The sequence below is a fragment of the Brunnivagina elsteri CCALA 953 genome (assembly GCF_002289455.1).
Lineage (GTDB): Bacteria > Cyanobacteriota > Cyanobacteriia > Cyanobacteriales > Nostocaceae > Brunnivagina > Brunnivagina elsteri.
Genome location: NZ_NTFS01000189.1, coordinates 1 through 12604 on the forward strand (window position 1 = coordinate 1; position 12604 = coordinate 12604).

Annotated in this window: 8 protein-coding genes and 1 pseudogene; 8 read left to right on the forward strand and 1 reads right to left on the reverse strand. The window is 42.5% G+C overall.

The window, feature by feature from the left end:
• The first annotated feature begins 152 nt into the window (after window positions 1-152).
• From CK510_RS16775 to CK510_RS16790, 4 genes and pseudogenes are all read left to right on the forward strand, one after another.
• A complete protein-coding gene (locus CK510_RS16775) occupies window positions 153-2615 on the forward strand; it encodes a two-partner secretion domain-containing protein (RefSeq protein ID WP_095722798.1) in 2463 nt (820 codons plus the stop codon).
• Window positions 2616-2724: 109 nt separating this feature from the next.
• On the forward strand, window positions 2725-3003 hold the full coding sequence (locus tag CK510_RS16780; protein WP_095722799.1) for a hypothetical protein: 279 nt from the start codon (window positions 2725-2727) through the stop codon (window positions 3001-3003).
• Window positions 3003-3368 (forward strand): type II toxin-antitoxin system VapC family toxin, encoded by a 366-nt coding sequence (locus tag CK510_RS16785; RefSeq protein WP_095722800.1) that lies wholly within the window; start codon window positions 3003-3005, stop codon window positions 3366-3368. The genes CK510_RS16780 and CK510_RS16785 overlap by 1 nt, the downstream gene beginning before the upstream one ends.
• 19 nt (window positions 3369-3387) lie before the next feature.
• Window positions 3388-3597: pseudogene (locus tag CK510_RS16790) on the forward strand (hypothetical protein); the annotation flags it as partial.
• A gap of 4 nt (window positions 3598-3601) precedes the next feature.
• Here CK510_RS16790 and CK510_RS16795 read toward each other — a convergent pair.
• Window positions 3602-4252 (reverse strand): Uma2 family endonuclease, encoded by a 651-nt coding sequence (locus CK510_RS16795; protein WP_095722802.1) that lies wholly within the window; start codon window positions 4250-4252, stop codon window positions 3602-3604.
• Between the two features lie 150 nt (window positions 4253-4402).
• Here CK510_RS16795 and CK510_RS16800 point away from each other — a divergent pair, with 150 nt between their 5' ends.
• The 4 genes from CK510_RS16800 (at window position 4403) to CK510_RS16815 (ending at window position 12392) form a co-directional block, all read left to right on the forward strand.
• Entirely contained in the window at window positions 4403-6949 is a 2547-nt protein-coding gene (locus tag CK510_RS16800) for a CHAT domain-containing protein (RefSeq protein ID WP_095722803.1), read from the forward strand.
• A 197-nt stretch (window positions 6950-7146) separates the two neighbouring features.
• A complete protein-coding gene (locus CK510_RS16805) occupies window positions 7147-8058 on the forward strand; it encodes a DUF928 domain-containing protein (protein WP_095722804.1) in 912 nt (303 codons plus the stop codon).
• Window positions 8059-8313: 255 nt separating this feature from the next.
• Window positions 8314-11100: a CHASE2 domain-containing protein gene (locus CK510_RS16810; protein ID WP_095722805.1), complete on the forward strand. Its 2787-nt coding sequence runs from the start codon at window positions 8314-8316 to the stop codon at window positions 11098-11100.
• Window positions 11097-12392, forward strand: coding sequence for a hybrid sensor histidine kinase/response regulator (locus CK510_RS16815; protein ID WP_095722806.1), 1296 nt, complete (start codon window positions 11097-11099; stop codon window positions 12390-12392). Before CK510_RS16810 ends, CK510_RS16815 begins: the two co-directional genes overlap by 4 nt.
• Window positions 12393-12604: the final 212 nt, after the last annotated feature.

Sequence of the window (12604 nt, forward strand, 5' to 3'; positions counted from 1 at the left end):
ACTCTCAACTACACCCCTAAATTCACAATAATATATTTTCGTGGAAAACTCCAGTTCTCAAAATGGACGAGGTTTAATTTTCACAGGATGAGTGTGTTAGTAAAAAATAATATTGGGAAATATAAGCATATAGTCGCAATAGAGGTCGGATGATGAAGGGAACTTCAGTGTGCTTGGGTGTAGTTTGTGGTATCTTATCTGCTGGAATGTCTTTAGCAGCAAAGGCTCAGGTGACATCTGATGGCACAACTAAAACCACTGTCAACTCAATTGGTAATAATTTTAATATTCTTAACGGTATAGATAAAGATAATAATTTATTTCACAGCTTCAGTAATTTCTCTGTACCTACAGGTGGTTCAGCGAGTTTTGATTTAACTAATACACCAAATATTACAACCATATTTAGCCGAGTTACTGGTGGAAATGTTTCCAATATTGATGGGTTAATTCGCACGCTCAATAGTAATAACCCGGTAAGTTTGTTTTTGATGAATCCGGCGGGGATTGTCTTTGGTCAAAATGCCTCGTTAAATATTGGTGGCTCCTTTGTGGGAACAACGGCGAATAGCATTAAGTTTGCTGATGGAATAGAGTTTAGTGCGACTAATCCTGGTGCTACACCGTTGTTGACGATGAGTGTGCCAATTGGACTGCAAATGGGGCAAACGCCAGGAACAATTACTGTCCAAAATACCGGACACCGCTTGATTGAAGGAAATGCCCCGCTTAAGATGGGAGCAACTCCCAGTGGCTTACAAGTTGCTCCCGGCAAAACCCTAGCACTTGTGGGGGGAGATATTACCTTAGATGGTGGCATTCTGACTGCCCCCTCAGGTTATCTAGAACTCGGTAGCGCCAAAGCCGGAACCGTTAATGTCACCACAGCAAGCGCTGGCTGGGATTTTGACTACAGCACTATTCAAAAGTTCGGCGATATTCGGTTTTCGCATCAAGCCCTTGCTAACGCGAGTGGTGCCCCAGCCGGTTCAATTCACCTCCAAGGCAGAAATATTAGCGTGAATGAGGGTTCTGTGGCATTGTTAACCAACCAGGGAAATCAAGTTTCTGGGGATATTACTGTCAATGCTAGTGAGTCCTTTTCCATGCAAGGAGTGGGTAACAATGGCTTTGCTCAAAGCCTTTTAGTGACAAATGCGATCGCAGGTGCTGGTGGTAATGTGCTGATTACTGCACCACAAGTGCTACTCGAAGATGGCGGAAAAATTACTACCCGTACTTATGGATCTGAAATGGCAGGAAATATCTCAGTCGCAGCGAATTCAATTCAACTTACTGGGTTTTCATCTCTGCAACCCGCAACGACTCGTAGCGAGATCGCTTCCCACACCTTTGGGGTTGGACAAGGAGGTAATGTCCAGGTCACGACGCAGCAATTGAGATTGCAAGAGGGCGCTTCGATTACAAGTGTTAGTCAGGGCACGGGAGCCACAGGAAATGTGCTTGTCAACGCATCTGAGTTCATCGAATTGACCGGAGAAAATCCCATAAGTTTCAGCGCCACTTTCATCGGTGCTGTCAGCGGTAACCGGGGGAATGTCGGGGACGTCACTGTCAATACACCCAGACTGAGTGTGCGAAATAGCGCAGTCGTTGGAGCCACCACCCTGGGCAAGGGCAATGCTGGGATTTTGCGAGTCAATGTTTCCGAGCAAATTAGTGTCAGTGGTGTGAGTGCCGCTTCGGGTAAGCCGAGCGAGATTAGTGCCAGTGCGTCGGTGCTACCTTTAGTCTTTCGGCAAGCATTCGGATTATCGGCTCTACCTACCGGCAATTCAGGCGATCTGATTATTAATACCCCACGCTTGGAGATTACGAATGGGGGGTTAGTGCGGGTCAATAACCAAGGGTCTGGCAATGCTGGAAATCTCTACATCAATGCGGACAGGATCGCCCTCGATCGCTCTGGCAAAATTTCCGCCACCACGAACTCAGGAACAGGGGGTGGAATTAATCTGCAATCTAATGCCATAATTTTGCGCCACGGTAGCAATATTATCGCCACGGCTGGAGGCACAGGCAATGGTGGTAACATCAACATTAATTCCCCCATCATTGTTGGATTAGAAAACAGTGATATCGTCGCTAACGCATTCCAAGGTAAGGGCGGCAATATTGAAATCACTACTCAGGGAATTATTGGCTTACAATATCGTCCTCAACTTACCCCAGATAGTGACATCACCGCTAGTTCACAATTTGGTGTTAATGGCACAGTACAGGTGAATACCATTGGTGTCGATCCCAATTCTGGCTTAATAGAATTACCAGCAAATGTCACTGATCCATCCCAACAAATTGCTCAGGGCTGTTCTGCAAATCAAGGCAGTAGTTTTGTCGCTACGGGAAGAGGAGGTATACCCCAAAATCCCAATCAGGAAGTCAGGAGCGATCGCACTTGGTCTGATATCCGCGACATCTCGTCATATCGCAAAACTAGCGCAGTCACAGCCCAAATACCCCAATTGACCGAAACACTGGTTCAAGCCACAAGTTGGCGACGTAATGCAGAGGGGAAAGTCGAATTAATTGCAGATCAAGCTACTGCCAATGTGCAACAATCATTAACCTGTGCTGCTGTGACCAAAAGTTAATATATAATCAATCATCCCCTGGGAGTGAACAGTTCTTGTAATTTTATTATTAGCAAATCTCCAGAAACTCTATAATGAGAATTGGAGGAAGCAAAATTACGGTAAAGTTATGCTACGTACCTTTAAAGCAACCTTAAGAGGTGACTCTTTGAAATGGGAAGACAATGCGGGGCAAAATTTGAGAGGCGATCGCCCAGTTCAGGTTTTAGTGACAATATTAGAAGAACAATTGGAAGAACAGCCAATTGCTGAAACTAATGGGCGTGGGCAACGGATGGCTGCTGCATTGGAGAAGCTATCACAAGCACAAGCTTTTGCAGGAATCGATCCAGTTGTTTGGCAAAGGGAAGTACGGCAAGATCGGCAACTTCCAGGTCGAGATGAATAATGCTTTTGGATAGCAATATTATCATTTATGCTGCTCAACCTGAAAACGGCTCCTTACGGGAGTTTATTGCAGAACATGAGCCTGTGGTTTCAGCTTTGAGCTACTTAGAAACATTGGGATATCATCGTCTAAGCGAAATAGAACGACAGTTTCTTGAAGAATTTTTCTCGGTATCGCTAATTATTCCGATTTCTCAACCCGTACTGGAGCGAGCAGTAGCGCTACGACAGATACAGCGTATGAGTTTGGGGGATGCCATTATTGCTGGAACTGCATTAACACACAATTATCAACTAGTCACGCGAAATATCAGAGATTTTCAATGGATTGAGGGCTTGCAGTTATTGAATCCTTTTGAACTATAAACAAGGGCGATATCTACAACGGGCTACGCGCACTTGGTCTGATATCCGCGACATCTCGTCATATCGCAAAACTAGCGCAGTCACAGCCCAAATACCCCAATTGACCGAAACACTGGTTCAAGCCACAAGTTGGCGACGTAATGCAGAGGGGAAAGTCGAATTAATTGCAGATAAATCTCCGACTCAAGTGCAACAAGTATTAACCTGTGCTGCGATTCCTAAAAGTTAATTAACTACTCTAATTCCCCAAAGCGATCGCGGTATTGCTGAAGCAGCGCTTGCATATCCTGCAATTGTTGTTCCGCTTGTTCTGCTCGTTGGTTCAATTCCACTGGACTCAAAAATTGCCGTCCATCTGGTCGGTAAATCACGAGTTCATGGTTGCCCAATGCAAACCGAATCCCCAAGCGAGGACTCGTCCACCCATCGATTTGAGCAATTGGTAGCAACTGTTGACCTTCTCGTCGCCAACCTTTAAGTTCGTACCGTTCTGGGTCATACTGATAATATTCTTCCACGCCGTAGGTTTGGTAAAACTCTAGCTTGCGTTCCATCTCATCTGCATTATTGCTGGGTGAGAGAATTTCGTATACCACTTGTGGGGCAATGTTGTCTTCTTGCCACTGTTTGTAAGAACCACGTCGTCCTTTTGGTCTACCAAACACCACCATTGCATCTGGTGCAACTGGTGAAATTAAGCGCGATTTTACTGGGAACCATAGCAAATCTCCCGCCACAAATACATTAGGTTCATTAGCAAACAAAATTTCCAGATTTTCTTTAATTAGAACAATCCAACGAAACTGTTCGGTATTGTCTGCCATTGGTTTGCCATCGCTGTCGGGGAAATTTAAGTCTGCATCTGTGGAAAAGAAGGTGGTCATAGGTTAATCCAGAATGACACAGCATCCTAATTGTAAGTGAATTGCTTAACAACTGATAGTTAAGATCGGAAGTTGGGCATTATACATATAGTGATTTTATAAACACTTGTGCTGTAACCAATCTTTCAACAAATTACACTTAGATTAATTATGGCTTTCGGAATGAAACAAACTCGTTGGCTCTATGTCAGCCTCAGTATTTTAAGTTTGTGTTTAGCATTTACCTTTACACCAGTAAAAGCATCTCCACCCGTAACAACCCCTGTTCTCTCTGCTTCCCAACCTAGCAACGGACTGGAACAAGGACGGAACCTCTACCAATCTGGACGTTTTGCAGAAGCTGTTACGGCTTGGCAAAGTGCAGCACAACAATATCAGAACCAAGGCGATCGCATTAATGAAGCCTTGAGTTTAAGTTACCTTTCCCTGGCACAACAGGAACTCAATCAGTGGGAACCTGCTCAACAATCCATCGAACAAAGCATAAAAACTTTGCAAACGGCTAAACCCTCTGGTGATGCGATTATCTGGGCACAAATACTGAATACGCAGGCAAATTTACAACTGCGTACAGGTAAAGCCGAAACTGCGATCGCAACTTGGCAGCAAGCTCAAAAATACTACGAGCAGGCTGGGGATAATACGGGAAGTCTGGGTAGTCAAATCAACCAGGCACAAGCTTTGCAAAGTTTGGGATTTTATCGTCGTTCGAGACAACAGTTAGAACAATTAACACAAAAAATGGCAGCAATGCCGGATTCGGAAGTTAAAGTCAGTGGATTGCGATCCCTGGGTTTAGCTTTACATGCGATCGGTGATGGTAAAAGTCAGCAGGTTTTAAAACAAAGTTTAGCTACAGCTAATACAATTCAAGCGAAAGCCCAGTTAAGTTCTATCCTTTCGAGTCTGGGAAAAAATGCCTCTGATTTGCAAAACCCCGAAGTAGCATTAAATTACTTTGAAGATGCCGAAAAAGCCGCTACGAATCCGAATGAGTTATTGCAAGCATGTTTGGCTCGATTCAAGTTATTGGTAGATTATGACAAACTGGAATATGCGATCGCACTTGCACCTCAATTGCAGCAACAGTTAGGAGAACTACAACCTAGCCATAATTCTCTTTATGCAGCAATTAATTTTGCAGCTACCATAAATAAATTGGCAAAACCCAACCAAGTTTTACCAAGCAAAGATTTAGCGCAACTCATGGCAGCTACTGTTAAGTCTGCACAACAAATTCAGGATGCTCCCGCAGAAGCACATGCACTGTATCAGTGGGCACAACTTTACAGTCGCAATTCTCAATTTCGTGAGGCAAAGGAATTAGCTGATAAATCTTTGAATATTGCCCGTCAAATCCAAGCTGACGATATTATTGCTCAATCGGCATGGCAGGTAGGAAAGTTATATAAACAACAAGGTAATAAAACGCAAGCAATTTCAGCCTATACCGAAGCAGTCAAGGCATTAAAATCACTGCGGGGGGATTTGGTTGCCGTTAATCCTGATGTCCAATTCTCTTTCAAAGAAAGTGTGGAACCTGTTTACCGGGAAATGGTGGGTTTACTTCTGGATGAGCAACCGAGTCAGACAGAACTAATGCAAGCTCGTGAATTGATTGAATCTCTGCAAGTTGCCGAACTGGATAACTTTTTCCGGGAAGCTTGCTTAGATAAAGCACAACAAATAGATAAAGTTGACACCACAGCAACAGTTATTTACCCAATTATCTTACCCGATCGCTTGGCAACGATTATCTCCCAATCAGGTAAACCATTACGTTATTATGTAACACGCAAATCTCAAGCTGAAATTGAACAAACTCTTGGTAATTTGTTGGTTGCCATCAACCCTGTTTCCGATTCCAAAGACAGGGAAAAATTTACCCAACAAATTTATGATTGGCTGATTCGTCCGGCAGAAGAGGATGGAGCCTTTAAAGATACCAAAACGCTGGTATTTGTTTTGGATGGGAAGTTGCGGAATATACCGATGGCAGCCCTATATGATGGCAAACAGTATTTGATTGAAAAATATGCAGTTGCCCTCTCACCAGGATTGCAACTGATGGCAGCTCACTCATTCCAGCAAAACAAAATTAATGCGATTGTTGCTGGTATTAGCGAATCCCGCTCTGGTTTTGCTGCTTTACCTGCTGTGGAGTCAGAAGTGAAGAAAATATCCCAGTCAGTACCATCTAATTTGTTACTGAACCAGCAATTTACCAGTAAAGCATTAGGCGATCGCGTCAAATCTGGGAATGCTGATATTGTTCACTTGGCAACCCACGGACAATTTAGTTCTCGTCTCGAAGATACCTACTTACTTACGTGGGATGGACAAGTTAATGTCAAGGAATTGTCTGAACTCCTCAAAAATAGAAGTGGGGATTCATCGAAAGCGATTGAATTGTTGGTACTGAGTGCTTGCGATACCGCAACTGGAGACGATCGCGCTGTCCTGGGATTGGCTGGTTTAGCTGTCAAATCGGGTGCCCGTTCCACCATTGCCACCCTCTGGCCCGTCAAAGACAAAGCCGCAGAAATCCTCATGACTCTCTTCTACGAACAACTACGACAACCCAAAATTACGAAAGCTGAAGCATTGCGTCAAGCACAAATCAATTTGATTCGCCAAACTGATTTCCGCGATCCATTTTTTTGGTCTGCCTTTGTTTTAGTTGGAAACTGGATTTAAATACGTGAAATTACTAGCATATATTGTTGAAAAACAAACGTATTTTCATCGTGGCATTTCCTTTTGGAGTCGTTTATAACAGCTAATACACCTCTATTAATTCGGGTCTGGAGTTAAAAACGACTTTTTAGTCAGATTTAGATCGAATCAGATCAATGTATTTAATATCACAACTTAGCAACAATGGGTGAACCATTATGAAACGCCGATATTTAATTAGTAGCTTGAGCGTCATCGCTCTCATCGCTAGCACAGCATGTAATAGTGCCGATGCTGTAACATTTAGACCACCTGCCAGAAATGGCGCTCCTAGTACAGCAACTGGAGGAGCTTCCCGTGGTAGTTTATTTACCCCGAGAAAAGGAAATAGTGCGCCTAAACAAGCAAGTGGTGGAGCTTCCAGAGGTAATTTATTTAAACCTCAAGGAGCGCCTAAACAAGCAAGTGGTGGAGCTTCTAGAGGTAATTTATTTACTCCAGCCAAGGGTAACAGCACTCCCCAGCAAGCAAGTGGAGGAGCTTCCCGCGTTGGTACTTACTACTTGAATCCTTCCACTGTCGCGGCATCTGGTCCAGCAGCATTAATTGGACTCATGCCCCAAAGTTACTATGGGACAACCTTATCTGAACGTCCGACTGTAATGGTCTATCTTCCGACTTCTGAAGCAAAAGAAGCTGTGTTCAGTATCAAGGATAAAGCTGGTAATATGCACCACCAGATGACTATTCCCGTGGCTGGGAAAGTTGGAGTAATTGCGGTTAAATTACCAAGCAATGCACCTGCTTTAGAAGTTGGCGAGAACTACCAATGGTTTCTAGCTCTGAAAGTGGATGGACAATTGAGTCCAAGTACACCTTACGTAGATGGTTGGATTGAACGAATTCAGCCCAATGCAGAGTTGGTGACAGCAATGCAGCAGCAAGATGCAATGAAACGAGCAGAGGCTTTGGGTAAAAATGGTGTGTGGTATGACTGTGTGGCAACATTGGCTGCACTACATACAACTCAACCGAATAATCCAGCTATCATCAAGCAGTGGGGAGAACTTCTCACCTCTGTGAGCTTGAAAGAGATTGTTACAGCTCCGTTAGTGGCATCTGCAAACTAAGGTAGATTGTGCAAGATGGGATGATTTTTCAAAGCAAAAATCGTCCTTCCCTTTTTTGTGAAGGTTTACACACAAGTACTCGAATTGCCCCAAATAAAATTACCCCAACCTAACCCTCCCCTTGCAAAGGGGAGGGAATTAGATATCCAGATAGTTTTGTAGGTTGGGTGAAGGCTTTGCGTAACCCAACATTAATTAAAATGTATTGGGTTGCGTTCAACTCTAACGCGGATCAAAATAAATTAACTGTATGGCATGTGGCAAAAATTTCGAGATTTTATCCAACGTAATCGCAGCATTTTGATTATTACCCCCAGTGTTGCTCTGACAGTTATTGTTGGGCAGTCGTTGGGACTTTTTAATTTGCCTGAGTGGAAACTCCGCGATGAATGGGTGCGATTCAAATCGCAACAAAGAATAGCTGATGAAATCGTAATTGTCACTATCGACGAACGCGATATTCAATCGGTAGGTAAATGGCCCGTTCCAGATTGGTCATTGGCACAATTACTCGAAAAAATCCGATCGCAACAACCCCGTGCGATTGGACTAGACCTGTATCGGGATTTGCCAGAAGGAACTGGTCATGAGCAACTTGTGCAAATCTTTGATACTACTCCCAATTTGATAGGAGTAGAGAAAATCACTGGTGAGCGGGTAAATCCACCACCAGAACTGAAAAAAAAAGACCAGGTGGGATTAGCTGATTTGGTTTTGGATGGCGATCGCCATGTGCGTCGAGCTTTACTCACATCTGAAGATGCAAAAGAAGATGGCAAAATCAAAGCGGGACTGGCAACCCTTGTAGCACTCAAGTATCTGGAAACTGAAAAAATAACTTTAGAGTCTGTTGACGAAAAACAGCAAAAGTTTCAATTGGGTAAGGCTATTTACCAACCCCTGAAAAATCAAGAAGCTGGTTATAGTGATGCCGATGTCGGGGGTTATCAAATTTTGCTCAACTGGTATGGTTCGGAAACTGCATTTCGTCAAGTCTCCATGCGTGATGTGTTGGCAGGAAAAATTCCGGCAGATTTGATGCGCGATCGCATGGTATTTATTGGCTCAACTGCTACCAGTACCAATGATTTTTTTAGTACACCTTTCAGTTCCTCTTTGCTTTCTGCCCAAAAACCGACTCCAGGTGTGGTTGTTCATGCCAATATTGCCCTCCAACTGGTACGGGGGGCAAAAACAGGAAAAACCAATTTACACGGCGTTTCTGGGAGTTTCCTGTCTTTCTGGATTGTTTTCTGGTCTGGGATTGGTTCTGCGGGAAGTTGGTATTTAGCGAGTCTTGGTAATAGGTTCAAGATTCTTGGTGGTAAAATTCTTTGGGCAACTATCAGCACCAGTGGGGTGTTGATAGGGGGTAGCTACGGAATATTTTTATTTGGTGTTCTGATTCCGGTAACACCAGCTTTGACTGCGTTTATTAGCAGTGTCATTGCCACAACTAATGCCTATAAACAGCAGAGGTTAGAAGAAGCGAATCAGCAATTGGAAATAACGAACGAACTGCTATTAGATTATTCTAAAACTCTGGAGACAAAAGTCGAAGAACGAACTCATGAACTTTTGGAGGCAAAGCAAGCTGCTGATGCTGCTAACCATGCAAAAAGCGAGTTTCTCGCTAATATGAGCCACGAGCTACGCACGCCGCTCAATGGTATCCTGGGTTTTGCTCAGGTGCTACAAGGCTCGCCAAACTTGACGGAGAAAAATCGGGAAGGAGTTAGCATTATTTATCAATGTGGTTCTCACCTGTTGATGCTAATTAATGACATTCTCGATTTGTCGAAAATTGAAGCACGAAAACTCGAATTAGTCTCCAGTAGTCTTCATTTGCCAAGTTTTCTACATGGTGTGACGGAAATTTGCGGTATTCGAGCGGAACAGAAAGGAATTGGTTTTAACATTTTAATTAGCGATCGCTTACCATCTACTATTGAAACGGATGAAAAGCGATTGCGACAAGTGTTAATCAATTTGCTGGGTAATGCGATTAAATTTACTAATAGTGGTGGTGTTACGTTTAAAGTTGAGTTATTAGAAAGCAAACAAAAATCTACTGAATTCCCAATTGCGAAAATTCGCTTCCAAATAGAGGATACAGGAGTTGGGATGTCGTCCGATCATATGGAAAAAATCTTTTTGCCTTTTGAACAAGTAGGTGAAATTGGACAGCGTTCTGAAGGTACTGGTTTGGGATTGACAATTAGCCAAAGAATTGCGGCATTGATGGATAGCCAAATTCAAGTACAAAGTAGTCCAGGTGAAGGTAGCATTTTTTGGCTAGATGTAACAGTACCTGCATTGATTTCCCCAGATTGGCATTTAGAAGGAAGTATCCCCAAGCAAGAAAAAATTATTGGCATTCAAGGTAATGCACCTAATATTCTCATTATTGATGATGATGCTAATCACCGTTTGATGTTAACCAGTTTGCTGGAAGAAATAGGTAGTCAAGTTCAAGAAGCTAGCGATGGTAAACAGGGATTGCAGTTAATAAGTGAAACTAAGCCAGATATGATTTTACTCGATTTAGCTATGCCGAATATGGATGGCTTTGAGGTAATGCTTCACCTGCAAGCAAATCCTCAAACCAAGTCTATTCCCATTATCGTTTGCAGTGCTAACGTCTTCGAGGAAAATCGCCAGCAAAGTTTAGATGCAGGTGCTGCTGCATTTATACCGAAACCCCTCCAGAGAGATGACCTGCTGCATGGATTACTATCGCTGCTCAAAATTGATTGGACTTATGCAGAATCTAGCAAAAAATCTTCTCAATCTATACCGCAACCGGAACCTGCTACTAATGGTGAATTAGTGCTGCCATCCCAAGATGTTTTGCAACAACTGTATCACTTGGCAATGATGGGAGATATTCCAGCGATTGAAGAAATGTTAAAAACCCAAGTAGACCAAAACCAGCAACTAGTTCCCTTTGGCACTGAGTTAACTAAACTTACTGCCAGCTTTCAAACTGCAAAAATACGTAAATTCATTAAATCCTTAGTAGCTGAGGGAACACTGAAATGATAGAAGATACTCTCGTCAAACCAATGCGTATTCTTTTAGTAGATGATAATCCGAATAATCTCAAAGTGCTATCAGAAGCGATTCAGGGACATGGCTGGAAAGCACTGATGGCAAATGATGGGGAGTCAGCAATTGAACAAGCAGAATATGCTCACCCCGATTTAATCATCTTAGATGTGATGATGCCCGGTATTGATGGCTTTGAAACTTGTCGTCGGTTAAAAGCTAATTCAATTACTCAGCATATTCCAGTTATTTTTATGACAGCCTTATCTGATGCTTTGGATAAGGTCAAAGGATTGGAAATTGGTGCTGTTGACTACATTACCAAACCCTTTCAACAGGAAGAAGTCATTGCCAGATTAAAGCTACACTTAAAAATTTCCCATCTCACCCGTACTTTAGAACAACAGGTGGAGGAACGCACCGCAGAATTAACCCAATCCCTACAGCAATTGCAACATACCCAACTGCAAATGATTCAGAGCGAGAAAATGTCAGCACTGGGTAATTTGGTAGCAGGGATAGCTCACGAAATGAATAATCCCCTGGGGTTTATCTCAGCAACCCTCAAACAAGCGAAACCAAATATTGGTGATATTATCGAACACTTGCAGCTATATCAAAAAAGCTTCCCAAATGCTAACGAAGAAATTATTAATCATGCCGAAGAAGTCGATTTAGATTATTGCATAGAAGACCTATCCAAAATGATTGACTCAATGGTAATGGCTTGCGATCGCATTAAAAATATTAGCAATAGTTTAAGGACTTTCTCTAGGGGAGATCGAGACTACAAGCAGCCATTTAACTTACATGAAGGTATTGATAGCACAATTTTAATTCTCAAGCACCGTCTCAAGGCAAACGAACACCGTCCAGCGATTGAGGTATTTACAGAGTATGGAAATATACCTGAAATAGAGTGTTTTCCTGGTCAATTAAATCAAGTTTTTATGAATATTTTGGCAAATGCTATTGATGCCTTAGATGAGTCTGGTGCAGGTCGTAGTTTCGAGGACATCACAGCAAATCCCAACCAGATTACAATTACAACTTTTGTAGCAGAAAAACAAGTAAAAATTATTATTGCCGATAATGGTGTTGGCATGAGCGAGGAAGTTCAGGAACATATTTTTGACCACTTATTTACTACTAAAGGTGTAAATAAAGGTACGGGGTTAGGATTGGCGATCGCTCAACAAATTATTGCTGATAAGCATGATGGAGAAATTGATTGTTTGTCAAATCCAGGTAAGGGTACAAAATTTGTTATTAGTCTGCCAATTTAGCTATAAAAGTGGAAAAACATAGAGATATAGCAATGCGGAGGCACGACAAGGGTTTCAGGTAACGAATAATTAATTTCTGTAGATGTCTATTTCTTTATCAAGGCACAAATCTATGTAACCATAAATCTAAGTGTCTTCTTCTCGTTTTTAGCCTGAATTCATTTATTGCGTGAACGCAATAAATTATTAAACAATGCTTCATTATTTAAGAT

What these genes read in the sequence shown, in the direction of transcription:
- CK510_RS16800 (WP_095722803.1), top strand. Translation starts at nt 4,403, where the DNA reads ATGGCTTTCGGAATGAAACAAACTCGTTGGCTCTATGTCAGCCTCAGT.
- CK510_RS16795 (WP_095722802.1), bottom strand. Translation starts at nt 4,252, where the DNA reads ATGACCACCTTCTTTTCCACAGATGCAGACTTAAATTTCCCCGACAGC.
- CK510_RS16810 (WP_095722805.1), top strand. Translation starts at nt 8,314, where the DNA reads ATGTGGCAAAAATTTCGAGATTTTATCCAACGTAATCGCAGCATTTTG.
- CK510_RS16815 (WP_095722806.1), top strand. Translation starts at nt 11,097, where the DNA reads ATGATAGAAGATACTCTCGTCAAACCAATGCGTATTCTTTTAGTAGAT.
- CK510_RS16780 (WP_095722799.1), top strand. Translation starts at nt 2,725, where the DNA reads ATGCTACGTACCTTTAAAGCAACCTTAAGAGGTGACTCTTTGAAATGG.
- CK510_RS16805 (WP_095722804.1), top strand. Translation starts at nt 7,147, where the DNA reads ATGAAACGCCGATATTTAATTAGTAGCTTGAGCGTCATCGCTCTCATC.
- CK510_RS16775 (WP_095722798.1), top strand. Translation starts at nt 153, where the DNA reads ATGAAGGGAACTTCAGTGTGCTTGGGTGTAGTTTGTGGTATCTTATCT.
- CK510_RS16785 (WP_095722800.1), top strand. Translation starts at nt 3,003, where the DNA reads ATGCTTTTGGATAGCAATATTATCATTTATGCTGCTCAACCTGAAAAC.